General features: G+C 66.9%; 21 protein-coding genes. 9 read left to right on the plus strand and 12 right to left on the minus strand.

The features are described from left to right. Window positions 1-493: 493 nt before the first annotated feature. Window positions 494-1,168 carry a bifunctional 4-hydroxy-2-oxoglutarate aldolase/2-dehydro-3-deoxy-phosphogluconate aldolase gene (locus EIK80_RS15585; RefSeq protein ID WP_125157944.1) on the plus strand — a complete coding sequence of 225 codons (675 nt, stop codon included), beginning with the start codon at window positions 494-496 and terminating at the stop codon, window positions 1,166-1,168. 6 nt (window positions 1,169-1,174) lie between these two features. Then, complete coding sequence (locus EIK80_RS15590) at window positions 1,175-2,281, plus strand: sugar kinase (RefSeq protein ID WP_125157945.1); 1,107 nt, start codon at window positions 1,175-1,177, stop codon at window positions 2,279-2,281. Window positions 2,282-2,285: 4 nt separating this feature from the next. On the opposite strand, the gene EIK80_RS15595 is transcribed toward EIK80_RS15590, so the two are convergent. Next, window positions 2,286-2,471, minus strand: coding sequence for a hypothetical protein (locus EIK80_RS15595; protein WP_125157946.1), 186 nt, complete (start codon window positions 2,469-2,471; stop codon window positions 2,286-2,288). A 963-nt stretch (window positions 2,472-3,434) separates the two neighbouring features. Between EIK80_RS15595 and EIK80_RS15600 the strand changes: the two genes are divergently transcribed. Both EIK80_RS15600 and EIK80_RS15605 read left to right on the plus strand, forming a co-directional pair. Continuing rightward, window positions 3,435-4,106, plus strand: coding sequence for a hypothetical protein (locus EIK80_RS15600; RefSeq protein ID WP_125157947.1), 672 nt, complete (start codon window positions 3,435-3,437; stop codon window positions 4,104-4,106). Between the two features lie 509 nt (window positions 4,107-4,615). Next, window positions 4,616-5,332, plus strand: coding sequence for a hypothetical protein (locus EIK80_RS15605; RefSeq protein WP_125157948.1), 717 nt, complete (start codon window positions 4,616-4,618; stop codon window positions 5,330-5,332). Window positions 5,333-5,335: 3 nt separating this feature from the next. Here EIK80_RS15605 and EIK80_RS15610 read toward each other — a convergent pair whose 3' ends face one another. Then, window positions 5,336-5,830, minus strand: a complete 495-nt coding sequence (locus EIK80_RS15610; RefSeq protein WP_125157949.1) for a PIN domain-containing protein — start codon at window positions 5,828-5,830, stop codon at window positions 5,336-5,338. Then, entirely contained in the window at window positions 5,830-6,087 is a 258-nt protein-coding gene (locus EIK80_RS15615; RefSeq protein WP_125157950.1) for a type II toxin-antitoxin system Phd/YefM family antitoxin, read from the minus strand. The genes EIK80_RS15610 and EIK80_RS15615 overlap by 1 nt, the downstream gene beginning before the upstream one ends. 204 nt (window positions 6,088-6,291) lie before the next feature. Here EIK80_RS15615 and EIK80_RS15620 point away from each other — a divergent pair, with 204 nt between their 5' ends. The 3 genes from EIK80_RS15620 (at window position 6,292) to EIK80_RS15630 (ending at window position 9,320) form a co-directional block, all read left to right on the plus strand. Further along, window positions 6,292-7,656, plus strand: coding sequence for a cation:proton antiporter (locus EIK80_RS15620; protein WP_125157951.1), 1,365 nt, complete (start codon window positions 6,292-6,294; stop codon window positions 7,654-7,656). A gap of 163 nt (window positions 7,657-7,819) precedes the next feature. Next, on the plus strand, window positions 7,820-8,440 hold the full coding sequence (locus EIK80_RS15625; protein WP_125157952.1) for a hypothetical protein: 621 nt from the start codon (window positions 7,820-7,822) through the stop codon (window positions 8,438-8,440). Between the two features lie 187 nt (window positions 8,441-8,627). Next, window positions 8,628-9,320, plus strand: coding sequence for a calcium-binding protein (locus EIK80_RS15630; protein ID WP_125157953.1), 693 nt, complete (start codon window positions 8,628-8,630; stop codon window positions 9,318-9,320). Between the two features lie 51 nt (window positions 9,321-9,371). Here EIK80_RS15630 and EIK80_RS15635 read toward each other — a convergent pair whose 3' ends face one another. Beyond that, window positions 9,372-10,022, minus strand: a complete 651-nt coding sequence (locus tag EIK80_RS15635; protein WP_125157954.1) for a GntR family transcriptional regulator — start codon at window positions 10,020-10,022, stop codon at window positions 9,372-9,374. A gap of 103 nt (window positions 10,023-10,125) precedes the next feature. Next, complete coding sequence (locus tag EIK80_RS15640; protein WP_125157955.1) at window positions 10,126-11,673, minus strand: tryptophan halogenase family protein; 1,548 nt, start codon at window positions 11,671-11,673, stop codon at window positions 10,126-10,128. 313 nt (window positions 11,674-11,986) lie between these two features. On the opposite strand from EIK80_RS15640, the gene EIK80_RS15645 reads away from it, so the two are divergent. Further along, the gene (locus EIK80_RS15645; protein ID WP_125157956.1) at window positions 11,987-13,753 is read left to right on the plus strand and encodes an oleate hydratase; all 1,767 of its coding nucleotides are present in this window, start codon (window positions 11,987-11,989) and stop codon (window positions 13,751-13,753) included. 59 nt (window positions 13,754-13,812) lie between these two features. Here EIK80_RS15645 and EIK80_RS15650 read toward each other — a convergent pair whose 3' ends face one another. The 4 genes from EIK80_RS15650 to EIK80_RS15665 form a co-directional block, all read right to left on the minus strand. Further along, window positions 13,813-15,036 (minus strand): PQQ-dependent sugar dehydrogenase, encoded by a 1,224-nt coding sequence (locus EIK80_RS15650; protein ID WP_125157957.1) that lies wholly within the window; start codon window positions 15,034-15,036, stop codon window positions 13,813-13,815. Between the two features lie 51 nt (window positions 15,037-15,087). After that, the gene (locus EIK80_RS15655; protein ID WP_125157958.1) at window positions 15,088-16,131 is read right to left on the minus strand and encodes an oxidoreductase; all 1,044 of its coding nucleotides are present in this window, start codon (window positions 16,129-16,131) and stop codon (window positions 15,088-15,090) included. A gap of 65 nt (window positions 16,132-16,196) precedes the next feature. Beyond that, window positions 16,197-17,471: an MFS transporter gene (locus EIK80_RS15660; RefSeq protein WP_125157959.1), complete on the minus strand. Its 1,275-nt coding sequence runs from the start codon at window positions 17,469-17,471 to the stop codon at window positions 16,197-16,199. A gap of 29 nt (window positions 17,472-17,500) precedes the next feature. Then, on the minus strand, window positions 17,501-18,325 hold the full coding sequence (locus EIK80_RS15665; protein WP_125157960.1) for a 2-keto-4-pentenoate hydratase: 825 nt from the start codon (window positions 18,323-18,325) through the stop codon (window positions 17,501-17,503). A 255-nt stretch (window positions 18,326-18,580) separates the two neighbouring features. Between EIK80_RS15665 and EIK80_RS15670 the strand changes: the two genes are divergently transcribed. After that, the gene (locus EIK80_RS15670; protein WP_125157961.1) at window positions 18,581-18,949 is read left to right on the plus strand and encodes a BlaI/MecI/CopY family transcriptional regulator; all 369 of its coding nucleotides are present in this window, start codon (window positions 18,581-18,583) and stop codon (window positions 18,947-18,949) included. 89 nt (window positions 18,950-19,038) lie between these two features. Here EIK80_RS15670 and otsA read toward each other — a convergent pair whose 3' ends face one another. The 3 genes from otsA to EIK80_RS26960 form a co-directional block, all read right to left on the minus strand. Then, window positions 19,039-20,538, minus strand: coding sequence for an alpha,alpha-trehalose-phosphate synthase (UDP-forming) (otsA, locus tag EIK80_RS15675; RefSeq protein WP_125157962.1), 1,500 nt, complete (start codon window positions 20,536-20,538; stop codon window positions 19,039-19,041). Next, the gene (gene otsB / locus EIK80_RS15680; protein ID WP_125157963.1) at window positions 20,535-21,329 is read right to left on the minus strand and encodes a trehalose-phosphatase; all 795 of its coding nucleotides are present in this window, start codon (window positions 21,327-21,329) and stop codon (window positions 20,535-20,537) included. Before otsB ends, otsA begins: the two co-directional genes overlap by 4 nt. A gap of 118 nt (window positions 21,330-21,447) precedes the next feature. Beyond that, on the minus strand, window positions 21,448-24,324 hold the full coding sequence (locus EIK80_RS26960) for a TonB-dependent receptor (protein ID WP_125157964.1): 2,877 nt from the start codon (window positions 24,322-24,324) through the stop codon (window positions 21,448-21,450). Window positions 24,325-24,357: the final 33 nt, after the last annotated feature.

Consider the following 24,357-nt stretch of genomic DNA (forward strand, 5'->3'; position numbering starts at 1 on the left):
CGCTTAACCTTGTTTGTTCGCGGCTTTTACGGCGCTTGCGCTCCTTCGCGGTTTCTGGTTATCTCCTCCATGACACCGGTGGCTAAGTGGCTTGGCCACTTTTCCGGGTTTCCGTGACACCGGTGTCATCACGTTTCGGTTCGGCGTCGTGGTCGGTCCGTCTCGTTTGCGGCTCTTTGAGCTCGCTCCTGCGCAAACTTCCGGGGCGTCGGGTCATACCGGCGCCCTCACTTTTGCGCCTGGAGCGGCGAGGAGCGCCGACGGAAAAGGTTCGGGGAAGGAAGCGACGACCAGAGAGCTTCGCGTGGGCGGACGGGAAGTCCGAAACACGCGTCCAGCGGTCCGAGAGTTTGACGTTACGGCAAGCCCGGTGTGGCGCTCGTCGGCAACGCGGTCTAAGGGATCGCCCTGAGCCAATTCCGGCGAAATCTTGCACGCGCGGCGGTCCGCAGGGGCCTCCGCGCAAGATCGATCCTTCGGGAAGGAGTCTAAGATGGTAAAAGACCGTATGGCGGTGCTGACCGCCCTGATGGACCAGGGCGTCATCCCGGTTTTCTATCACCCCGACGTCGAGGTCTGTAAGGCCGTGATCCAGGCCTGCGCCGACGGCGGCGCGCCCTGCATCGAGTTCACCAACCGCGGCGACTTCGCCAGCCACGTCTTCTACGAAGTGACCCGTTACTTCGCCGAGGCCGATCCGCGCGTGATCATGGGCGTGGGCTCGATCGTCGACGCGCCGACCGCCGGCATCTACATCGCCAACGGCGCCAAGTTCGTCGTCGGCCCGATCCTCAACGCCGACGTCGCCAAGGTCTGCAACCGTCGCAAGATCCCGTATTCGCCGGGCTGCGGTTCGGCCTCGGAAATCTCGTACGCCGAAGAACTGGGCTGCGAGATCGTCAAGGTGTTCCCCGGCTCGTCGGTCGGCGGCCCGGACTTCGTCAAGGCGGTGCTGGGCCCGATGCCCTGGACCCGCATCATGCCGACGGGCGGCGTCGATCCGGACGAAGCCTCGGTCAAGAAGTGGTTCGGCGCGGGCATCGTCGCCGCCGGCATGGGCTCCAAGCTGATCACGCAGGAACTGCTGGACGCCAAGGACTACGCGGGCATCACCAAGAAGGTCCGCGAGACTGTTGACCTGATCAAGAAGGTTCGTGGGAAGGCCTAAGACCAAATGACCGACAACATCCTCGACATCCGCCCGGCTTCGGAAACCAAGTGGGACTGCGCGTCCTTCGGTGAAGTGATGCTGCGCTTCGACCCGGGCTTCGGCCGGGTCCGCAACGCCCGCCAGTTCCAGGTCTGGGAAGGCGGCGGCGAATACAATGTCGCCCGCGCTTTCCGCAAGTGCTGGGGCAAGCGCTCGACGGCCGTGACGGCCCTGCCGGTCAACGACCTGGGCTGGCTGGTCGAGGACCTGATGATGCAGGGCGGCGTCGACACCTCGCACGTCATCTGGCGCGAGTTCGACGGCCTGGGCCGCAACACCCGTGTCGGCCTGAACTTCACCGAAAAGGGCTTCGGCGTCCGTCCGGCCCTGGGCTGCAGCGACCGGGGTCACTCGGCCGCCTCGCAGATCCGCCCCGGTGAAGTGAACTGGGAAAAGCTGTTCGGCGAGGAAGGCGTGCGCTGGTTCCATACCGGCGGCATCTTCGCGGCCCTGGCCTCGAACACGGCCGAAGCCGTGATCGAAGCCGTGGAAGTCGCCCGCAAGTACGGCACTGTCATCTCCTACGACCTGAACTACCGCGCCTCGCTGTGGAAGTCGCAGGGCGGCAAGGAAGGCGCTCAGAAGGTCAACCGTCACATCGCCCAGTATGTCGACGTGATGATCGGCAACGAAGAAGACTTCACCGCCTGCCTGGGCTTTGAAGTCGAAGGCCTGGACGAGCACATCAGCTCCATCGACCCGGCCAACTTCAAGAAGATGATCGAGACCGCTGTGAAGCAGTTCCCGAACTTCAAGGTCGCCGCCACCACGCTGCGCAACGCCAAGACCGCCTCGGTCAACGACTGGTCGGCGATCCTGTACGCCGGCGGCGAGTTCTACGCCTCGATGATGCGCGAGAACCTCGAGATCTATGACCGCGTCGGCGGCGGCGACGGCTTCGCCTCGGGCCTGGCGTTCGGCTTCATGGAAGGCAAGGGCCCCCAAGCCGCCGTCGAGTACGGCGCGGCCCACGGCGCCCTGGCCATGACCACCCCGGGCGACACCTCGATGGTGCGCCAGGCCGAAGTCGAGGCCGTGATGAAGGGCAAGGGCGCGCGGGTCATCCGCTAGGCCCTCAGTCCTCGGACAATGATGAGCCCCCGGTCGAAAGGCCGGGGGCTTTTTCTTTGGCGACCATCCGCGCGTATTCGGCCGAGGCGCGGAACTTCCGCATCTTCTTCCAGACGTTCCGCCGCAGCTGCGCCTTGCGGGCCGGCGGCCAGGCGATGTCAGGCGGAATGGGGCTGTGACGGCGCGGCATGAGTTCTTCTCCAGGCAGGTCGATGCGCTCCGGCGCGGCGCGCAGGAGGGAGTGGGGAGGGGAGCGGGGCGCCCGGACCTCGCCCGGAGCAGATGGAGAAAATACCGTTTCGACGAAGCAGCGCCCCGCGCGATCGTTATCCGGAAGCGTGGCGCGCCGACGCTGTTCGCGCCTGATCGCCCTTGAAGCCTCCGACGGGCGGGCCGGGCCGCGAAGCCCGGTCCCGGACAGGAGCCTTTCAACTCCCCCGTCGCGCCGTCGGTCCACATCCCACGTCGTTTCTGTGTTCCAGGGCCGACCGCCGCCAGAAGGATGCAGTTGCGGAGTTTCCCCCGCGCCGACGAGCGCGCCCGCTCGACCGCCCCCCGAAGCCGCGAAGGTCGCTGGCCGCGCGCCCTCCCCAGTGCTTCGAGGTGGATAGAGGATACGGCAGGTTTTGGAGGCGGGGATGGAGAGGGCTGGATGCCCGTGCTTCGCTCTGGAGCGTGACGCTCCGCTTCAATCAAAATCCCCGTCATCCCGCGCTTTATGCGCGGGATCCATGGTTCAGATTCCGCGTGAGCGCCATTTTCCGCTCTTCATTTGCCGCGGACAAATGGGTCCCGCGCATGAAGCGCGGGATGACGGTTGAGGCTTTCGCCGTCGCCAACGCGCTGAGAACCGCCGGCGCCCCCGATAGGCAGGATGTCCGCTTCGAGCGACGGATCCGATTTCCGTTCCCGACCCGATCATGACCTTGATGCCTCTGCTTATCGGACCAGCCGCAGCGATCCTTGTCGGATGCATTCTGGTGGCGTGCGCACGAGGTTCGACTCAACCGCTCAACCTCGTAAGCGCCTCGATGCGTCGATTTTAGCTTGAGCCGACTCAGCTAAGTTTCAACGACTGGCCTAACGACGGCCAGTTTCTGCAGATGCGAAGAGCGCATTGAAGAAAAACGTCCGCTAAACGGGGGAGAGACGGATGTGGCAGATCCATCCGCGCTACTGGCATCGTAACGCCCGCTCAGTAGAAGAGGAAATTGCGCGATACACGAGGTCTGAAGAGTACAAAAAAGGATTCGCCGGCGGGGTAACGGGCGTCGGTCTCGGCCTCATCTCTGCTGCAATTTTCAACCTAAGCGCATCGATCGATTGGATCGAGAAGCACAATGGCATGGCGAGCTGGGTGCAGGCTTTCGGGTCTATTTCCGCTATACTATGGGGTGTGTGGATATATCGCTCTTCAATCAGACAAAAAGAGAAGGACATGTCTGAGAGCCGGCGCAGCTCGATACGGACTGTTGTAAAGGTTTTAAGGCTCGCCGCAGAATTTACTGAAATGACTGGAGAAACAGTTACGGATTTTGGGGAGAGGGAAAGCTGGGTTGAGGCCACGAATATTTCGATAGATGAAATTCTCGCGGCGCTTAGCGATACTCCAATAACGTTTCAGTGGGCTGACGGAATGGTGGAGACGATTATATGGGCGCGTGGGCGCCTAAAACATTTAAAGATGCACATGAACAAAGTGGCCAAATACTCAGAAGATGAGTTTGCGAGATACCAAGTCAGGCTTCGCAATGGACATCCATTGTTTGAGGATCTGACAAATAAATTCAGAGATCAGGCGACAGCACTTCTCGAATATATGTAGGCATACGTAGTCGGTGCGGAATGGTAACCACCCAAGCCGGCTCCTGAGCGTGTCCGCTATGGGTGAAGGAGGTGCTATCCTAAGGTCATTTTCGATGTATTGGGAGGACATAGCTCCCAGCTACAATCTAACCCAAGAGCCGCGCGGAATAGCTGAAATGACTGCGGTAAACGCGCTCAGAACCATCTTCTTCTTGGGCTTCGTCGTCTACATAGTGTTGAGGTCGCATGTCGCCGCGATCGACGCGTTCGCCCCGCCCATTATCATAGCGCCGCTCTTTATTGGGGTATGGGCTCTCGTCCATTTGCTGCTCACGTGTTGGCAGCGCCGGTGGTAGCGGATGTCAATTTCCCACCCATCACTGACTCTGAATAGGTCCGGTTGCGGACCGTCTGTGTGGCGCCGCCATGGCGCTCAGGCCTCCGCCGATCACGTTCGCGCGCCTCGCGGAACGGCCGGGGCGATTCCTGGGTTGATGCGGTGTGGTTTAATCGTGCGAGCTCACGGACATGACGTCGCCAGTCCTCAGATCCACCCGAACGGTCGGCGCCGCCTTGCTGGCGCTCTGCATGGGTGTGGGCGCCGCTGACGCCGCTCTGGCCGGCAAGCGGCAGGAGACGCCCAAGACCTCCGCCGAGGCCAATACTGACAGTCTCGGCTCGGCCGTCGCCGCGCCGTTGCGCGACATCAATCTGGTGCGCTCGGAGATCCCCGACCTGCTGAAAAAGGCCCAGACCGATCCCTATGCCTCGCCGTCGCCCGGCTGCGCGCCGCTGAAGGCCGAGATCGCGCGGTTCGACGCGGTGCTGGGCGACGACTACGACGACCGCGACGACGACGACAAGAACGGGCAGGGCGGCATGGCCAGGCCGGTGCTGGGCGTGGTGGCCAGCACGATCACCGACGTGATCCCGATGCGTGGCTGGGTCCGCCGTCTGACCGGCGCCGAGCGCCACGACCAGATGGTCCGCGACGCCATCAAGGCCGGCTTCGTGCGGCGCGGCTATCTGAAGGGTCTCTACAACGCCGGGACCTGCAAGGGAAACCGCCTGGTGTTCGTGGCCGCAAAGCCCGCGCCGCCGCCGGTTCTGGTGGCCGCCGAGCCGGTTCCGGTCCTGGTCGCGGCCGAGCCGCCGGCCCCGACGCCGCGCGTCGACGCGCCGCTCGCGCCGTTCGCCACGACGGTGCGCGTGGCGGCGGCGACGGAGGTGGCGGGCGTCCAGTAGGACTCAGCCCCGGACGAAGATGTTCCGCAGCCACTGGGCGCCGGCCTTGGCGGCCTCGCCCCAGTCTTCCTCCTGTTCCTCGGGCTTGTAGCCCCAGGGATTGAACAGCTTCAGCCGGGGAACCCTGGCGAAGGCCGCCGTGTCGCGGGTGGCCAGGGTCAGGCCGTGTTCCAGGGCGGTGGCGGCCAGCAGGGCGTCGCGGCCGTCGGTCAACGGAACGTGGGCGCGGCGGCGGACCACGGCGGCGTCGATCGCCAGCACGCGGCCGTCGAAGGCGGGGAGGACGCGGCCGTCCAGCCAGTCGCGCAGGCGCGAACCCTGAACCTTGTCCTTGCGCTCGGCGCGGGCCGTCGCCGTCTCAAGCTCCAGCAGGGTGAGGGCCGAGATGAACAGGCTGGAGCGCGCGGCCGCGCCGGCCCACGCGGCCAGGCCCGGATCGGCGGCGCCGGCCTTGGCGTTGCGCAGCTCGAAGACGACGTCGGTATCCAGCAGATGCATCAGTCGCCGTCCTTCCCGTCCCAGGTCTGGCGGCTCCAGGTCTCGGTCGAGCGCGGCGGTTCGATCGGGGCCACACCGGGCATGGCCAGCAGGTCGACGATGGTCTCGGTCTGGCCGGTCAGGCGGCGATAGGTCTCGACGCTCATCAGCACGTGGGTGGGGCGGCCGCGATCGGTGACGAACACCGGCTCGAGTCGCGCCGCGCGCTTGGCCCGGCTGACATCCTGGTTGAATTCGCGGCTCGTCTGGACCTTCATGGGCTTGCTCACCGCGCTAAATGACAAGGCTGTCTGTAGGTACGTTACTACATAGTGGCGTTCCGGCAACAAAAAATAGGCAACGAAAACAATCGACTGACAGTGGCGTCAAAAACGCGGGATCCGGATTGCGCTCGCCCCCGATCTTAGCCTTGCATGGGGGAAAGGCGCGAAGCCAGCGGATCGCATTAGGGGCGTTTCAAAGTGTCGGACATTCTCGCGAGCACGCTCGCCACCCTGGCCGACGTCCTGTCGCCGCATGGCCCGGCCACTCCGGTCGCCGCCCACAGCTATGCCCCGGGCGACTTTTCGGTGCACTTCTTCCTGCAATTGACGGTGATCCTGCTGGCCTGCCGCGTGGTCGGCTGGCTGGGTCAGAAGTTCCTGGCCCAGCCCCAGGTCGTGGGCGAGATGATCGCCGGCGTGCTGCTGGGCCCCTCGCTGCTGGGCCTCGTATTCCCCGACTTCCAGCTGGCCCTGTTCCCCAAGGAGACCAAGAACGTCCTCTATGTCGGCTCCCAGCTGGGCGTGGGGCTCTACATGTTCCTGGTCGGCACGACCTTCAAGGTCGAGCATTTCCGGTCCAAGGCCCGGAGCGCGTTCAGCGTCTCGCTGGCCGGGATCGTCACGCCGTTCCTGGTGGCCGTGGCGATCACCCCGTTCCTGCTCAAGGTCCCGGGCCTGTTTGCGCCGACCATCAGCGTCGCCAACGCCACCCTGTTCATGGGCGCCTGCATCGCCCTGACCGCCTTTCCGATGCTGGCCCGGATCATCAATGAGCGGGGCCTGCAGAACACCTCGCTGGGCGCCCTGTCCCTGACGGCCGGAGCCTTCGACGACGCCTGCTCGTGGTGCGTGCTGGCCATCGTGCTGGCGACCTTCGGCGGCGGGCCTGGCGTGGCGGTGCTGGCGATCGGCGGCGGCGTGATCTACGCGCTGTTCCTGACCGTCTTCGGCCGCAAGCTGCTGGCGCCGCTGGGGCGCATGGTCGACAAGGCCGGCGAGATGACCCCGACGGTGATGGCCATCACCCTGATGCTGTTCTGCCTGTCGGCCTTCCTGATGGACGCCGTGGGCATCCACGCCATCTTCGGAGGGTTCATGCTGGGCGCGGTCATGCCGCGCGGCCTGTTCGTCGAGGAGCTGAAGAAGAAGGTCGAGCCGATCGCCGTCGTGCTGCTGCTGCCGATGTTCTTCACCTATTCGGGCCTCAACACCCGCATGGACATGGTCAACTCGCCTCAGCTGCTGCTGATCGCGCTGGGCGTTCTGGTCGCCTCGATCGTGGCCAAGTGGGGCGCCTGCTATGTCGCGGCCCGCGCCACGGGCGAGAACCACAGCACCGCCATGGGCATCGGCGCCCTGATGAACTCGCGCGGGCTGATGGAGCTGATCATCATCAATATCGGCCTGCAGAAGGGCATCATCGGTCCGCCCCTGTTCGCCATGCTGGTGCTGATGGCGATCGTCACCACGGTGATGGCCACCCCGCTGTTCGAGGCCGTCTACGGCCGCAAGGCCCGCGAGTCGGGCGAGCTGGGCGCGGCGCCGTCCGGCGCGGCGGCCTGATCTCGATCGGGGGTTGTGCAACCTTTAGTCGGCAGCATTTGCCGAAGGTTGCGTTTCTCGCGAGTGTGGGTCTGCTAAGTGATTGGAAAGAGGCGGCAAGCGTCTGGCACGACGCTTGCTGCTGCTTCCTGCGAAGTCGCCCCGTTTACCCGCAGGAGCCCCCATGTCGATCAATGCGGTTTCGTCCCAGCAGTCCGTCTACACGCCCCCGACCCAGGCGGAGTCGTCGTCGGCCCCGGCCTTCACCCTCGAATCTGACGTGACTTCGGCCGAGCGGCCGCAACTCGCCCCCAAGCCCCCCCTGAGCGTGGCGCCGCTGACCAGCGGCGAGATCCAGGCGCGCATGGCGCTGCTGGAGCAGCAGCGGCCGGAGATGGAGGCGCGCGCCAAGGCCTGGCACGAGATGCTGGAAGGCTGGGGTAATGCCGCAAAGGACGCCGCCGCCGCCCAGAACGACCAGCCTTATGGCCAGGTCACCAAGAACGGCGAGGTGATCGCCACGGTCTACAACAGCGGCGTGATGAGCGGTCCGGGCGCGACCCAGATCGACGGGGAGCATCCGCCCGGCATGAAGGGTCCCGAACTGGCCAAATGGCGCGCCGAACAAATCTTGAAGGCGACGGGCGGGACGTTCGCCAGCCTCGATACGGCGGTGACCCAGGAGGCCTGGGTCGCCCAGCAGGCCAACAACAAGCCCACCTTAGGGCTCATGGAGTGGGGGGCGGCCAACGGGTTCTCCAACTTCTTCGATGGGCGCTCGCATTTCAGCGACATCCGAGCCTGACAAATATAGCGTAAAAGAGAAATAAGGCTTTTAGCCCTGGGAGAATATACTTTTCCTCGGACTGGCCGCCGTATTCTTCGTATGTCTAGATATTTCCACCTGGAGTCGAGAAAATCGATGTGACCGGGCCGATCTTGTGACGGAAGTCAAGAAGATCGCGGAATATATTCTAGTGCTGGAGGGAAATATGGCGAGCTGGGTTGGCAATGCGAACAACAACACCATCGACTGGAGTTCCCACCCTATAGCCTTCAATGAGAGCGGACACTTCATGTCCGGGCTGGACGGCAACGACGACATCACCGGCGGCGACAAGTACCTGATCGGTGGCGCCTATATCGGCTCCACGCTCGATGGCGGGGCCGGCGACGATATTCTCCGGGCCCAGGCGGGGGACGACGTGCTGCTGGGCGGTACTGGCAACGACGTGCTGCTGGGTGGCTCCGGCACGGATCTGCTGCTCGGCGGCGCCGGCAATGACCAATTGGTCGGCGACTCGGGCAACAACGACCGGATGGCCGGCGGGACCGGCGACGACATCTACTACTTTACGCTGGGCGACGACGGCCGCGGGGACATCGTCAACGACGACATGTCGGCGACCTGGACGCCAGGCTCAGGCAACGGCAATGACCGCATCGAGTTGCTGAACACGACCCTGGATGGCGTCATCGTCGCCCGGGCCGGTGACGACCTGCTGCTGAGCCGCTTCGAGGACTTTTTCGACGACGGTCAGGTCAACTCCTACGTCACGGTCGAGGACTTCTTCGTCCACGGCCAGGGCTTCATTGAGGAGATCGGCCTGCAGGACACGATCATCGCCGGCGTTGATCTGCTGTCGATCGTGCCGAACGACGGCAACTTCTACTTCCTGACTTAGGAACTCGGGGAAGGGGGCGGCGCGCCGCTCCCTTCCTTTCCCGCCGTCCGTTCAGGGCAGCTCGGACGCCGACGCCCGCGCGTTGGCGATCCGGACCAGGTCCGGCAGGCGCTGGCGTTCCACCGTCAGGAGCCGGGTCAGGCGTCGCGAGGCGCGCTCACTGGCCCATTCGCCGCCGCGCGCGACGGGCCGCAGGCCATGGGGAATGAATCGGGGCCGCCGTTCCAGATGGATCGACCGGACGAAATGGGTGCGGACCAGGAAACGGTCGGCGATCACCGTCGCCTCGGCATTGCCCAGCGCGGTGCTGGCCGCGTGGATCAGATGCTCGACCTCCGGGGTGTCGTGATCCTCGACGCGGCGGGAGATCGGGCTCCGCCCGGCCAGGGCCTGCACGAAGATGACCCTCACGACGTCGTACAGGTCGTCGAGCTCCTTGGCGTCCAACATCTTGGCGAAGAAGCCGTGATATCGGCGCGCGGAGATAAGGCCCTCGGCCTCAAGGCGGATCAGCGCCTCGCGGATCGGGGTCCGGCTGACCCGCAGCGGATCGGCCAGCAGGTCCGGGTTGAGGCGGGCGCCCGGACGCACCCGCCCATCCATCAGGGCCTGCCGCAGGAAGACATAGGCGAGATGAGCGTCCGCGCCCGTGGAGCCTGGCGGCACGCTCCGCGTTTCCGCGGCCGATCGGGATGGAACCACGCTGCACTCTCCACCATCCGCGCGCGGTCGTTCGAAGCACGACCGCAGGCCACATAAAACCTATGGGCGATCAGATGAAAATGCAATCTTAGATTTAATTCGATCAAGCGGGCTCGGTCTCGAACCCCGATGCGTTGATCCGCGCGATCAGGTCGCGGTGGCTGGGCAGGTCCTGGGTCGCGCGATCGGCGAAGCCGCGGATCTTGGCGAACAGCCGGGCCGCGCCGGCCACGTCCGCGAACTCGCCCGCGCCGGCGGCGAGGTCGGTTTTGAAGCCCATGCCGTAGAGAATGTACTGGTAGTTGAAGAAGGCGAAGGTCTCGAGATCCAGGATGAAGTCGAACCGGGCCGGCGGGCGATAGCGCCACTGCTCCAGCAGTTCGGCCAGCCGTTCGGGGATCGAGGCCGGGTCGGCGTTCTGGCGCCAGAACGGCTCCTGGCGGCGGCTCAGGGCGTAGTGCAGCTTGAGAAACACGATGATGTTGTCGTAGCGCGCGGCCATCAGTTCGTTGAACCGGCGGGCCGGGGCGCTGACCGGGCCGTTGTGCGGGAGGAGCTCGGCGATCATCGCCACGGCCGCCTCGATCAGCACCACGCCCGTGGATTCCAGCGGCTCCAGGAAGCCGGCCGACAGGCCCACGGCGACGCAGTTGCCGATCCACTGCTTTGGGCGATAGCCCGCGTCGAAGCGGATCCTGCGGGTCTCCGCCTCGACCCCGCCCAGATAGTCGCGCAGCACCGCCTCGGCGCGGGCGTCGTCCATATGGTCGCTGGAATAGACGCAGCCGACGCCGCGCGCGCCCGCCAGGCCGATATCCCAGGTCCAGCCGGCCTCATGGGCGGTGGCGACGGTGTAGCTCTGGATCGGCGCGTCCGGGCGGTCATAGGGCGTATGGCAGGCCAGTGCCCGGTCGGCGAACAGGATCGGCCGGGCCGACTTGAACGGCGAGCCCAGGGCCTTGCCGATGAGCTCGGCCCGGAAGCCCGAGCAGTCGATATAGAGGTCGGCGGTCAGGTCGCCGTGCTCGGGGCTGACGACGCGCGCGATGGCGCCCGTCTCGTCCAGGACCGTCTCGGACAGGGCGCCGCGCAGGTGGCGCACGCCCAGCTCCCGGGCCCGTTCGGCCAGCACCTGGGCCAGCTTGGCGGCGTCGAAGTGATAGGCGTAGTTCAGCGGTCCGGCGAAATCGCTCTCGTGTGGCCGCTTGGGCGCGCGGGCCGCGTCGGCGACGCGGGCTTGGATGGTCACGGCCTCGGCGAACGGCGCGCGTCCGGCCTCGTCCTGCAGCAGCCAGTAGGGGGCCAGCGAGGCGCCCTCGGTCGAGAACGGCGCCTCGAACGGATGAAAGAAGCTGTGATGGCGACCGTCCGCCGGCGTCTCCGCCCAGTCGACGAAGCGGATGCCCTGCTTGAACGTCGCCGAGGTCTCGCGAATGAACCGCGCCTCGTCGACGCCCAGGAACCGCAGGGTGTTGCGGATGGTGGGGAAGGTGGCCTCGCCGACGCCGACGATGCCGATGTCGGGCGATTCCAGCAGGGTGATCGTCAGGTCGCCTTGGTCGGCCACGCGCAGGGCCTTGGCCAGGTAGGCGGCCGTCAGCCACCCCGCCGTCCCGCCGCCCACGATGAGGATGCTTCGCCTGCGCCGCATGGCGGATTGATAGCAGAGTTCGGGGCGGGGGAGGGAAGTTCGACGGAACGCGCTGGTGTCATCCAGCATCGGCGGTTCGCCCTACGGGATAACCCCGATTGTGGCCTCCTGGCGGGGTGATCACACTCAATGGATGAGCACACTCATCCATTAGGACACTCCACCGGCGCGCGTCCCGGCATGATCCCATGACCGGCCCGCGCGCCCGGACAGGCCAGATCGCGGCCGGCTGTTTCGCCGGTTTGGCCGCGAGCGATGCGCCGTGCCCTCCCTAGCGTCCCCTGAGCCTCCGGCTTCCGGAAAGGATCTCGCCATGTACTACAGCAGCGGAAATTACGAAGCCTTCGCCCGGCCCCGCAAACCAGCGGGCGTGGAGAACAAGACGGCGTTCTTCGTCGGCTCGGGGCTGGCCAGCCTGGCCGGGGCGGCCTTTCTGATCCGGGACGGACACATGTCGGGCGAGAAGATCACCATCCTCGAACGGCTGGCGCTTCCGGGCGGCGCCCTGGACGGCGTCAAGGATCCGGAGAAGGGCTTCGTGATCCGCGGCGGCCGCGAAATGGAAGAGCATTTCGAGTGTCTGTGGGATCTCTACCGCTCGATCCCGTCGCTCGAGGTCGAGGACGCCAGCGTGCTCGACGAGTTCTACTGGCTGGACAAGGACGACCCGAACTTCTCCCTGCAAAGGGCGACCCAGAACCGGGGCGAACCCATCGAGGACGTGGAGCGCCTGACCCTGAACGGCAAGGCCCAGAAGGACCTGATCTCGCTCTTCCTGGCGACCCGCGAGGAGATGGAGAACAAGCGGATCAACGAGGTGGTCGGCGAGGACTTCCTGAAGAGCAACTTCTGGCTCTACTGGCGCACCATGTTCGCCTTCGAGGAATGGCACTCTGCTCTGGAGATGAAGCTCTACGTCCATCGCTTCATCCACCATATCGGCGGCCTGGCCGACTTCAGCGCCCTGAAGTTCACGCGCCGCAACCAATACGAGTCGCTGGTGCTGCCGCTGTACAAGTGGTTGACCGATCGCGGCGTCACCTTCCGCTACGGCGTCGAGGTCACCGATGTCGACTTCGACATCACGGCGGAGCGCAAGCAGGCCACGCGCATCCACTGGCGCCAGGACGGCGTCGACGGCGGCGTCGACCTGGGTCCCGACGATCTGGTGTTCATGACCATCGGATCGCTGACCGAGAACTCCGACAACGGCGACCACCATACGCCCGCGAAGCTCAACGAGGGGCCCGCGCCCGCCTGGGACCTCTGGCGCAACATCGCGGCGAAGGACCCGGCCTTCGGGCGGCCCGACGTCTTCGGCGCGCATATTCCCGAGACCAAGTGGGAGTCGGCCACGATCACCACCCTGGACGCGCGAATTCCGCCCTACATCCAGAAGGTCGCCAAGCGCGACCCGTTCAGCGGCGCGGTGGTCACCGGCGGCATCGTCACCGTCAAGGACTCCAGCTGGCTGATGAGCTGGACGGTCAGCCGCCAGCCGCACTTCAAGCAGCAGCCGAAGGATCAGGTCATCGTCTGGGTCTATTCGCTGTTCGTCGATCGGCCCGGCGACTTCATCAAGAAGCCGATGCAGGACTGCACGGGCGAGGAAATCACCCAGGAGTGGCTCTACCACATGGGCGTTCCGGTCGAGGAGATCGCCGAGCTGGCCGCGACGGGCGCCAAGGCCGTGCCGGTGATGATGCCCTATATCACCGCCTTCTTCATGCCGCGCCAGGCGGGGGATAGGCCGGACGTCGTGCCCAAGGGCGCGGTCAATTTCGCCTTCATCGGCCAGTTCGCCGAGTCTGGCGAACGCGACTGCATCTTCACCACGGAGTATTCCGTCCGTACGCCGATGGAGGCGGTCTATACTTTGCTGAACGTCGAGCGGGGCGTGCCGGAGGTCTTCAACTCGACCTATGACGTGCGCAAGCTGCTCGCCGCGATGGGGCATGTTCGCGACGGCAAGGCCTTCGACGTGCCAGGGCCGGCGTTCCTTCGCGAGCTGCTGCTCAGCAAGATCGACGCCACCGAGGTCGGCGACCTGCTGCGCGACGCCCATCTGATCCCGGAGTAGTCAGGCGCTATTCCATGGCGTCACCCGGGACGCCAGCCCATGGCGCCCCGGGCGACGCCTCAGCCCTTCGGCGTCACCTTGATCAGCTTGCCGTCTTCCTCGTCGGTCAGGACGTAGATCGCGCCGTCCGGGCCGACCGCGACGTCGCGGACCCGGCCGCCGATGTCGGTGAACAGGCGCTCCTCGCCCACGACCTTGCCGTCCTTGAGGACCAGGCGGTCGACGTGCTTTTCCCGCAGCGAGCCGATCAGCAGGCTGTGCTTGAGCGCCGGGAAGAGATCGCTTTCGTAGAAAGCCATGCCGGACGGGGCGATCACCGGGTCCCAGTAATAGACCGGCTGCTCCATGCCGTCCTTCGCGGTGAGGCCGTCGCCGATCGGCTTGCCGGAATATTCCTCGCCATAGGTGATGGCGGCCCAGCCGTAGTTCTTGCCGGCCTCGGGGTGGTTCAGCTCGTCGCCGCCGCGCGCGCCGTGCTCGACGGTCCACAGCCGGCCGCTGGGATCGAGGGCGGCGGCCTGCAGGTTGCGGTGGCCCAGCGACCAGATCTCCGGCTTGGCGCCGGCCTTGCCCACGAAGGGGTTGTCCTTGGGGATCGAGCCGTCGGCGTTGATGCGGACCACCTTGCCCAGGGTGGCGTCCAGGTGCTGGGCCTGAACGCGGCCCTCCAGGATCGAGCGCTCGCCGGTGGTGATGAACAGCGCGCCATCCTTGGCGAAGACCAGGCGGCCGCCGAAGTGCAGGGCGCTGTCCATCTTCGGCGCCTGGCGCCACAGGACCTGGACGTTTTCCAGCTTCGGGGTCGGGCCCGTAATGAGTTTGCCGCGGGCGACGGCCGTGCCGTTCACGCCGCCATCGGCTTCGGCATAAGCCCAATAGACCAGGCCATTCTGGGCGTAGGCGGGATCCAGCGCCACCCCCAGCAGGCCGCCCTGGCCCTGCGCGAACACCGCCGGCAGGCCCTCGACGGCGGGCGACAGCTTGCCGTCCTTGCCGAAGATGCGCAGGCGGCCGGCCCGCTCGGTCAGCAGGATGTCGCCGCTGGGCAGGAAGGCCATGCCCCACGGGTGGGACAGGCCGCTAGCCAGGGTCGCGTACTGGCCGACCGTGTTCGAGTTCAGGCCTGGCGCGCGGGTCTGGCCCACGAAGGCCGGCTTCTGCTCGGGCGCGTTGGCCGGGCGGCTCTCGACGGGCGCTCCGGCTTGGGGCTGGGCGGGAGCGGGACCACAGGCGGCCAGAGCGGCGGCGAGGGCGGCGGAGGCGGTGAGCAGGGATGGGCGCATGGGCGGCAGGTTAAGCGGCTTTTCGGGGCGGGGGCTACCCGGTTTGAGCGGCTAAATCGGCAGCTCTCGCCGCTCGTCCGAGGCGCGCTGGGCCAGCTCCAGCAGCGTCATCGTCCGCAGGGCCTGCTCGAGCGGCACGGGCGAGGGCGCGCCGTGGAGGATGGCGTCGCGAACCCCGGCGTAGAAGGCTCGATAGTCCGACGGTTCGGGCGGGACGGGGGCGTGGACCTGGACCTCGTTCTCCACCGTGGTCAGCACGCCCGGGCGGGCGTCGACGCCATAGCCGGCCGCGCCCGGGGTCATGCCGGCCTTCAACTGGCCCTCCTGCGGGTCGAGGCCGTGCTTGACGAAGCTGGCCTTCGTTCCGTGGACGGCCAGGCGCGGGTCGGCGGCGGCGGTCAGCAGGCTGCCGTGCAGGATCACCCGCAGGATCGGGTAGCGCAGCGTGACGTGGAAATAGTCGTCCGCGCCCGCGCCATGACGCTGGACGCCGATATCGGCGGCGATGGCCAGGGGCGCGCCGAACAGGGCGAGGGCCTGGTCCAGCAGGTGGGGGCCAAGGTCCATCCAGGCGCCGGCGCCTGGGCCGGCCCGCTCGCGCCAGCGGTCGCGAACCTGGGGGCGGAAGCGGTCGAAATGGCTTTCGAACTGGACGATCTCGCCCAGGACGCCACCGGCCATCAGGCGCTGGAGGGTGAGAAAGTCGCTGTCCCAGCGGCGGTTGTGGAACACCGCCAGCAGCTTGCCGGCGGCCTTGGCGGCTTCGGCCATGGTCTCGGCCTCGGCGGCGGTGACGGCGAAGGGCTTGTCGACGACGACGGGCTTGCCGGCGTTCAGCGCGGCGATCGCCTGGGGCGCGTGCAGGGCGTTGGGCGTGGCGATGACCACCAGGTCGATGGCCGGATCGGTCAGGGCCGCCTCGAGTTCGGCGACGACGCGGACGTCCGGAAAGTCGGCGGCGACCTTGGCCGGATCGCTGGACACCACCGTGTGCAACAGAAGGCCCGGCGTCGCGGCGATCAGCAGGGCGTGGAAGGTCTTGCCGACATAGCCGTAGCCGACCAAAGCGACGTGGAGAGTGGGGGAGGAGGCCATGACCGCCTTCTAACGAAAAAGGCCGGGGATTGCTCCCCGGCCTTCGTCATTGTGGCGCGGTGCCGTCAGATCTTCACCGGCTCCATCTTGGGCGTCAGCAGGTGGATGACCAGCAGGGCGACCAGATAGGCGCTGCCGGCGACGATGAAGATCGGGGTGTAGCTGCCGATCCGCTCCAGCACCTGGCCGATATACTTCGAGAAGGCCATGCCGCCGAAGGCGCCCAGCATACCGCCGATGCCGACGACCGAGCCGACCGCGGCGCGCGGGAACACGTCCGAGGGCAGGGTGTAGAGATTGGCCGAGAAGCCTTGGTGGGCGGCGGTGGCGACGCCGATGATCAGCACGGCCAACCAGACGCTGTCGGCCTTGGCGGCGAACATCACCGGCACGGCCAGCAGGGCGCAGACCAGCATGGTCAGCTTGCGGGCCCTGTTGATGCTCGCGCCGTTCTTCATCAGGGTCGAGGACATCCAGCCGCCGGCGACCGAGCCGACGTCGCTCAGCAGGTAGATAGCGATCAGCGGTGGGCCGAACGACTTCAGGTCCAGGCCGTAGCGCTTGCCCAGGAAGTCCGGCAGCCAGAACAGGAACATCCACCAGATCGGGTCGATTAGGAACTTGCCCAGGGCGAAGGCCCAGGTTTCCTTCTTGGTCAGCAGCCTGGCCCAGCCGATCTTCTCGACGGGGTCGGCCGGGTCCTGCTCGATATAGGCCAGCTCGGCCGCGCCCAGGCGCTTCTGTTCGCGCGGGCGGCGGTAGACCAGCAGCCAGATCGGCAGCCAGACCAGGCCGGCGATCCCCGTCACGATGAAGGCCATCTGCCAGCCAAACGCCAGGACGATGCCGGGAACGACCAGGGGCGTGACGATGGCGCCGATATTGGTGCCGGCGTTGAACAGGCCGGTGGCGAAGGCGCGTTCCTTCTTGGGGAACCACTCGGCCACGGCCTTGATGCCGCCGGGGAAGCCGCCGGCCTCGCCGATGCCCAGCCCCATGCGGGCGGCCACGAAGCCGCCGAAGCCGGCCGCGGCGGCGTGGGCGATGTGGGCGATCTGCCAGATCGCGAACGCGACGCCGAAGCCCCAGCGGGCTCCGATCCGGTCCATGATCCTGCCCCAGGCCAGGTACGCGACCGCGTAGGCCAGCTGGAAGTAGAACACCAGGTCGGCGTAGTGGGTCTCGTTCCAGCCGAATTCCTTCGACAGGTCCGCTTTCAGCAGGCCGATCGTCTGGCGATCGACGTAGTTGATGACCATCGCCGCGAACAGCAGGCTGACGATCACCCAACGGTACCGTCCGATCTTCTCGGATGGCTCGGGCGCTTTCGAAACGTCCATGGACACGCGTCCTTCCCCTTATGGTCTTCTTATTTGGCCGGGACGGCGATGCAGTCCACGGTTCCGTACGGGCCGAAGCTCACATGGGCGACATCACCGGCGACCACGTCGTGAATGCCCGTGGTGGCGCCGGTGGTGACGATCATGCCCTTCTTCAGCGGCTTGCCGCGCGCGGCGACGGTTCCGAGCAGGAAGGCCAGGGCGGCCAGCGGAGAGCCCGGGATGGTCGCGGCCGTGGCCTTGCCCAGCGACTTGCCATTGAGGAAGGTCTCGACCGGCATATCCTCCCAGGCGATGTCGCGCCAGTTGGAAATGGCCTGACCAATGATCTGACCATCGTTGTTGCCGAAGTCTGACGCCACGACGGTCGGGCCCAGGGCGTTGATGGTGGCCAGCGGGCTGCCGGCGATCTCGACGCCGACCAGCAGTTCGCCGACATATTCGGCGGCTTCCTCGGCGGTCCATTCGGTCTTGTCAGCCGGGGCGTCCTTGCCCAGGCGGACGATGAACTCGGCCTCGACGGCGCAGAAGCCGCCTTCGATGGCGCGGAACTTGTTGGGCTGGCCGTCGGTCGAGGCGTCCTGGACCTTGGACTTGAAGATGCAGCCGGCCAGGCGGTCGACGCCCAGGCGCTCGCGGTGCTGCGGCGGCACCAGACCGACCTTCCAGCCGACCAGCTCATCCGGCCAGGCGGCGATGGCCAGATCCTGGACGGCGTAGCCTTCGGCCATGGTCGCGGGAATCACGCCGCCCGGATAGCCGGGAACGCTGACGCCCTCCTGACGAGCCTTGACGAATTGGGGAGCGATGGCCGCGGGGGCGAAAACCTCGCTATCGGCCTCAGAAACGGTCACGCCGCTAATCCTCCCTCGAATATTCGGCACAGGTCCCGCTTGGCGGGCCATGTTCACAGGTTTGGGGAGTCTCTAGTGGAAACCGGTGTCATTGACAATGAGTCCATGGACGCGCGTTCGGATCTCACGGCCTGGATCGATGGTCCGCTCGGCGCCGGTCGCCGATGACAAAGCCGCCAATCGTATTCGGCGCGGGGCGCTTGACACCCGTAATAGCGGGTATAGCGTCCTGCGTGAATTACGGATGTAAGTGTCATGCACATCACCGCCGCCGAAGCGCATGTCATGGAAGCCCTCTGGCGTCGCGAGCCGATGTCGGCCGACGATCTGGTCGCCGAGGTGGGCGCGTCCCAGCAGTGGGGCGAGGCCACGGTCAAGACGCTGATCAATCGCCTGCTGAAGAAGAAGGCGATCAAGTCGGAGCGCGCCGACGGCAAGCACGGCTACCGCCCGCTGATCGACCGCAGCGCCTATGTCCATTCCGAGAGCCAGGGCCTGCTGGACCGTCTGTTCGAAGGCCAGCTGGCACCGCTGATCAGCCACTTCGCCCAGCACCGACCGCTGCGAGCGGACGAGGTGGAGAAGCTGAAGAAGCTGATCGACGGGATGGCGGAGAAGGGCTGAAGCTCCTCCCCAACGCCAAACCCTGCCATCCCGGACAGCCTGCGCGAGGCTTCCAGGATGACAGTTTTGGGCGCCTTCGGGCGTAACGCCTAGGCCCGCATCGCCTTGGCTTCAGGCCCGGCCTTCAGCGCCTTGGCCGCCACGTCCAGCGACCGCACCGTGGCCTGCCGTTCCAGGGCCGGCTTTTCCGGTTCATCGCCGTCCGACCCGGGCCGCGCGCGCAGGGCCGCGACGAAGTTGTCGCGCCAGGCGGTGACGTCCTCGCGGCTGACATTGTCGAACAGGGCCTCCCAGCGGCGCTTTCGCTCCGGCAACTCCATGGACAGGGCCCGCTCCAGCGCGTCGGAGATTTCCTCGGGGCTGTTGGGATTGACGATTAGGGCGTCCTTCATCTGCCGGGCCGCGCCGGCGAAGCGCGACAGGATCAGCACGCCGGGATCGTCCGGGTTCTGGGCGGCGACATATTCCTTGGCCACCAGGTTCATGCCGTCGCGCAGAGGCGTGACCAGCGCCGCGCGGCTGGCGCGGTAGATCCCGGCCAGCTCGTCGCGGCGATAGGAGCGGTTCACGTAGCGGATCGGCGTGAAGTCCATCTCGGCATAGGCGCCGTTGATGCGGCCGATCAGCCCGTCGAGCCGGGCGCGCAGGTCCTGATAGGCCTCGACCTCGTCGCGCGAGATCGGGGCGATCTGCAGCAGCATGACGTCGCGGACCATGTCCGGGTGGTCGTGCAGGAACCGCTCGAAGCCGATCAGCCGCTCCTCCAGGCCCTTGGAGTAGTCGAGGCGGTCGACGCCGACGATCATCTTGCGGAAGACGCTGTGGGCCATCATCCGATCGTAGACCTTGCGGGCGTTCTCGCCCTGGACGATCTGGGCGAAGTCCGCCGCGTCGACGCCGATCGGGAAGGCGGCCGCGCGGGTGCGCTGGCCGAAGGCGACCAGCTCGCCGCGCTCGTTCTTGCCGCCGTCCACCTCGGAGAAGACATAGCCCTCGAAGGCCTGCAGCGACTCCTCGGTCTGGAAGCCGATCAGATCGTAGTGGAACAGCGCTTCCACCAGCGCCTTGTGGCGGGGCAGGGTGGTGACCAGCTGGTGAGCCGGCCAGGGGATATGCAGGAAAAAGCCGATCCGGTTGGTCACGCCCATCCGCCGCAGCTCGCGGGCGACCGGGATCAGGTGATAGTCGTGAACCCAGACGATGTCGTCGGGCTCGATCAGCGGCAGCAGGGTCTCGGCGAAGCGCTTGTTGACCCGGTCATAGCCCTCGCCGAACGAACGATCATAGGCGGTCAGGTCGACGCGGTAGTGGAACAGCGGCCACAGCGTCTTGTTGGCGTAGCCGTTGTAGTACTCTTGGTAGTCGGTCTCCTCGAGGTCGACGGTGGCGACCGTCACCCCCTCGATCCGCTGCATGTTCAGCTGACCGGTGAACTCCGGAATGGTCTTGCCGCTCCAGCCGAACCAGATGCCGGAATATTCGCGCAGGGCCGCGGCCAGGGCCATGGCCAGGCCCCCGACGCTGCCTTCGCCGCCCTCCGCCGGATTGGGCGGATTGACGCGGTTGGAAACGACGATCAACCGGCTCATGCGGTGACCTCGACAACACTCTGGGGCGTCGAAAGGCCCTCCAGCCAGCGGAAGACCGCTTCCGTGTCCTTGAGGTGATAGCGGGCCTCGGTCGGGCGGGGTTCGCCGACCAGGACGCCGAACCCGCCCAGATGGTTGGCGGCGGAAAAGCCGTCCTCGTCGGTGAGGTCGTCGCCCACGAACACGGGCGTGGCGCCCAGGAACGGGGCCTCGCGCAGGAAGGCGGTGACGGCCGCGCCCTTGTCGGCGCCGGGCGTGCGCAGTTCGGCGACCATGTCGCCCAGTTGCAGAACCAGGCCGGTGGACTGTGACAGGCGCTCGCCGGCCTCGATCACCGCGTCGGCGCAGCCGGGGGCGTTGCGGTAGTGCAGGGCGACCGACAGGCCCTTGTCCTCGAACAGCAGGCCGCGCTCGCAGTGCGCCAGCTCGACCAGGATGCGGCGGGCGTCGGCCAGGCCGGGGTGGGGCTCGCGCTCGATCACCTGGCCGTCGGCGGTGCGACGCACCAGGCCGTGCACGGCGCCGATCGCGGGGATGGCGCCGCCCAGGATGTAGTCGAGATTGGTCAGGGCCCGGCCGCTGACCACGGCGACGCGTCCCTCGAAGGCCTCGCGAAGGCGGGCCAGCGCCCGCGCGCGGCGCGGGTCAGGACCCACGTCGTCGGGACGCGGCATGATGGGCGCCAGCGTGCCGTCGAGGTCAAGAAACACCGCCGATCGGCGCGGCAGATCGAGAGGCGGGGGCGCGAGATCGATGGATTTCGGGCGCGAGACCGTGTGAGCCGCGGTCATGGCGATAACCCCCTCATCAGTAAGCAACATGCGCCAAGAACGTCGGACGGCCCGGTTCGATCCCGCAACGTACTGAAGCGCACGGCAATTTTAGCGGGCGCCTGAAACTTGGGCGTCGCTAGAACAGCAGCTTGCGGATGTTGAACGACACGACGCGGCCGCGCGGATTCAGGTAGTCCGGCTGGTAGGTCAGCGGGACTGCTCCGGTGGCGTCGCGCACGGTCTGGCTCTGGTCGAACAGGTTGTTGACCGAGAAGGTCAGGCGCGTTCCCCGCAGGATCGGATGGGCCTGGACCAGCTCGCGCCGCACGCCCAGATCGGCGAACAGGCGCAGGTTGATCGTCGCCAGGTCCGAGAAGTCCAGGTCCGTCGACGCACCGCCCAGGCCCGCGTGGACGTGGCTGGCGCTCTGCCAGTTGGCCGACAGGCGCGCGCCCAGGCCGTAACGGGTGACCCCCGCCTGGGCCTCGACCTCGTGGCGCGGCTGGCCGCCGCCCGAGCCCAGGACGTCGCCGTCCAGCAGATCGAGCGCCGGAACGCCATCGGCGATCGTCACCCGCTCGCGCAGGTGGACGGTGTGGAAGAGGGCCAGCTGCAGCCGCGTGGCGCGCGGATTGCCGCCGCCGCCTCGACCACCGAAGCCGCCGCCGCCGCCGCGTCCGCCGCCGCCGCCACCGCCGAAGCGAGGGCCATCGCCGCCGCCACGGTCGCCGAAGTTCGGGCGCGGCGGCTCCTCGCCGGTCTGGGGGGGCTGGTTCTGTTGTGTTTGATTCTGCGCCGGGTCGTCAGGCTGCGGCGCGCGGGTAGGTTCGCCCGTGGCGCCGCCAGGCGAGCGACGCAGGAGTTCAGCGCCCGGGACGCTCGCGCCGTCCTGCCGCTGGCCGCCCACGCCCTGGCGCCCGCGCCAGCCGCCCGGCGGCGGCGGCGGGGTCCTGCCGATCTGGCGGGAGAAGTTCAGGCCCCAACGGATCTGCTCGCTCTCGCGCTTGGCGAAGTTCACCGGGCGGCTGTCGATGCGGGTCAGATTGCCGTCGGCGTCACGGGTGAAGCGGTCGGCGAAGGCCGCCTCGACCGCCGCCGTCGCGGCCGGGAAGCCCGCCACCGGGTTGTCGATGCGGACCCGGGTGTAGTTGGCGGTCAGGGACAGGCCCTGGATCTTCTCGGGCTTGAAGCTGGCGCCCAGTTTCAGGACGTTGCGCTCCTCGGCCTTCAGGTTGGGGTTGCCGCCGCTGATCCGGGTGACGTCGACGGTCGCGCCGCGCACATAGTCGAAGACGCGGGCGTCGGGCGTGGTGACCAGCGGATTGCCCAGCTGGGCGATGCTCGGGGCGTTCTCCTGGCGGGTCATCGAGACGATGAAGCTGACCGGCTTGACCGGCGACCAGTTGAGGCCGCCGCCGATCGTGGTCAGGGTGCCGAAGTCCGAGATCTGGCGGGCGGCCAGGTTCAGATTGGCCGACAGGTCGCCGATCCCGGCCCGCACGCCCTTGCGGCGACTGGCCAGCGGCAGGTCGAAGCTGACCTGGGTGTTGATGTCGCCGCGCGACTGGTCGCTGTCGGCCTCGACGCCGCCCCGGAAGGACTTGGCCTCCAGCTTCGTGCCGGTGACGCCCAGCTTGAAGGTGGTCGACAGATCCCCGGCCTTGAACTTGGCCAGGGCGCCGTTGGCCACGAACTGCAGATCGGCCGTGTCGGTGGTCGAGCGGGCGCGGTCCCGCGTCAAGGACAGGCCCGACAGCGGGGCGAACGGGTTAAGGGTCGGGTCCAGCGCGGTAAGTCGCGTCTGGACGCTCGTCAGGTCGACGCCGCGATCGGTCTGGGTCTTGCTGATCGCGTGGTCGTAATTGCCGGTCAGCGACAGGCGCAGGGTCTCGGTGTCGCGGTTCAGGGTGAAGCCGGCGTGGCCCGCCAGGTTGCGGCTGGTCTGCTCCAGCGGCGCAAGTTCTCCCAGATAGCGGTACAGCGCCACGGGCTGGCTGAACGGCGAGAACGGGTCGCCGGCGGGGATGACCAGCCGCGCCCGCGCCGGGCCCAGCAGCGAATTGTTGCGCGAAGCGGTCAGGCCCAGGTTCAGGGTCGCCGAGACATTGTCGAGGATGTAGCGGTTGGTGACGCTGTTGATGCTCAGTTGCTGGTTTTCGGGCAGCAGGGTGCGGCTGTCCGAAAGGTCGCTGGTGTTGGCGAGGTTCGGCGTGAAGGCCGACAGGGCGGGGCGACCGCTGGCGGCCGAGCTGGGCGCGCCGGCCACCGCGACCGGCAGGGCCGGATCGATCTGGCTCGCGCCGGGCAGGGCGGGGCCGATATTGCCCACCAGGTCATAGAGGCCGCTGTCGTTGCGGCTGATCAGGTCGCGGTCGCTTTCCAGCAGCCGGTCGCTGTTCTGAACCTTCACCGCGATGTTGGTGCGGCCCTGGCGGTTGAGCTGCAGACGGCTGTAGTTGGCCATTTCACTGAGCTGGCCGCCGGCCGTGGAGCCGCCGACCTGGCCCTCGACCGTGGCGGCGCGGAAGCGCTGGCGCAGCACCACGTTCACGACCTTCTGGTCGGCCGAATAGCCGTACTTCAGGGCCACTTCCTCGGGCAGGATCTCGACGCGCTGGATGGCCTCGGTCGGGATGTCGCGGATCTCGCCCATGCCAGAGATGCGGCGACCGTTCAGCAGCACGACGGGGTCGCCGCCCAGGCCGCTGGTGGTCTGGGGCGTCAGCTCGGTCAGCAGGTCGGTGATCGACGAGACCCCGAAGGAGCGCACGTCGGCGGCGCTGAAGGTCTCCTCCGGCGGAATGTCGCCCATCACCGCGCCATAGGGCTTGCCGCTGGCGGTGATGGTGATCGCCTCGACCTCGGTGTCGAGGTCCTCGGGCGTGACCGGCTTCTCCGCGGCGGGCTTGGGGGCCTGCTCGGCGGAGGCCGGGACAGCGGGCCTGGTCGCCTGGGCGTGGGCGCTCGTCGCGACACAGCTCAGGACGCCGGCCAGGGCCAGTTTGCGGCTCACCAAAGAGCTTCTCCGATTTACGAGCGTCCCAAC

Origin of the sequence: Caulobacter sp. 602-1, from assembly GCF_003931565.1 — a bacterium.
Taxonomy (GTDB): Bacteria; Pseudomonadota; Alphaproteobacteria; order Caulobacterales; family Caulobacteraceae; genus Caulobacter.

Bases quoted from the DNA above. Each gene is read 5' to 3' on its own strand.
- EIK80_RS15610 (WP_125157949.1), bottom strand. From the start codon at position 5,830: ATGCATCTGCTGGATACCGACGTCGTCTTCGAGCTGCGCAACGCCAAG.
- EIK80_RS15660 (WP_125157959.1), bottom strand. From the start codon at position 17,471: ATGGACGTTTCGAAAGCGCCCGAGCCATCCGAGAAGATCGGACGGTAC.
- EIK80_RS15625 (WP_125157952.1), top strand. From the start codon at position 7,820: ATGTCGATCAATGCGGTTTCGTCCCAGCAGTCCGTCTACACGCCCCCG.
- EIK80_RS15605 (WP_125157948.1), top strand. From the start codon at position 4,616: ATGACGTCGCCAGTCCTCAGATCCACCCGAACGGTCGGCGCCGCCTTG.
- otsB (WP_125157963.1), bottom strand. From the start codon at position 21,329: ATGACCGCGGCTCACACGGTCTCGCGCCCGAAATCCATCGATCTCGCG.
- EIK80_RS15650 (WP_125157957.1), bottom strand. From the start codon at position 15,036: ATGCGCCCATCCCTGCTCACCGCCTCCGCCGCCCTCGCCGCCGCTCTG.
- EIK80_RS15640 (WP_125157955.1), bottom strand. From the start codon at position 11,673: ATGCGGCGCAGGCGAAGCATCCTCATCGTGGGCGGCGGGACGGCGGGG.
- EIK80_RS15670 (WP_125157961.1), top strand. From the start codon at position 18,581: ATGCACATCACCGCCGCCGAAGCGCATGTCATGGAAGCCCTCTGGCGT.
- EIK80_RS15590 (WP_125157945.1), top strand. From the start codon at position 1,175: ATGACCGACAACATCCTCGACATCCGCCCGGCTTCGGAAACCAAGTGG.
- EIK80_RS15600 (WP_125157947.1), top strand. From the start codon at position 3,435: ATGTGGCAGATCCATCCGCGCTACTGGCATCGTAACGCCCGCTCAGTA.
- EIK80_RS15630 (WP_125157953.1), top strand. From the start codon at position 8,628: ATGGCGAGCTGGGTTGGCAATGCGAACAACAACACCATCGACTGGAGT.
- EIK80_RS15595 (WP_125157946.1), bottom strand. From the start codon at position 2,471: ATGCCGCGCCGTCACAGCCCCATTCCGCCTGACATCGCCTGGCCGCCG.
- EIK80_RS15615 (WP_125157950.1), bottom strand. From the start codon at position 6,087: ATGAAGGTCCAGACGAGCCGCGAATTCAACCAGGATGTCAGCCGGGCC.
- EIK80_RS15655 (WP_125157958.1), bottom strand. From the start codon at position 16,131: ATGGCCTCCTCCCCCACTCTCCACGTCGCTTTGGTCGGCTACGGCTAT.
- EIK80_RS15645 (WP_125157956.1), top strand. From the start codon at position 11,987: ATGTACTACAGCAGCGGAAATTACGAAGCCTTCGCCCGGCCCCGCAAA.
- EIK80_RS15585 (WP_125157944.1), top strand. From the start codon at position 494: ATGGTAAAAGACCGTATGGCGGTGCTGACCGCCCTGATGGACCAGGGC.
- otsA (WP_125157962.1), bottom strand. From the start codon at position 20,538: ATGAGCCGGTTGATCGTCGTTTCCAACCGCGTCAATCCGCCCAATCCG.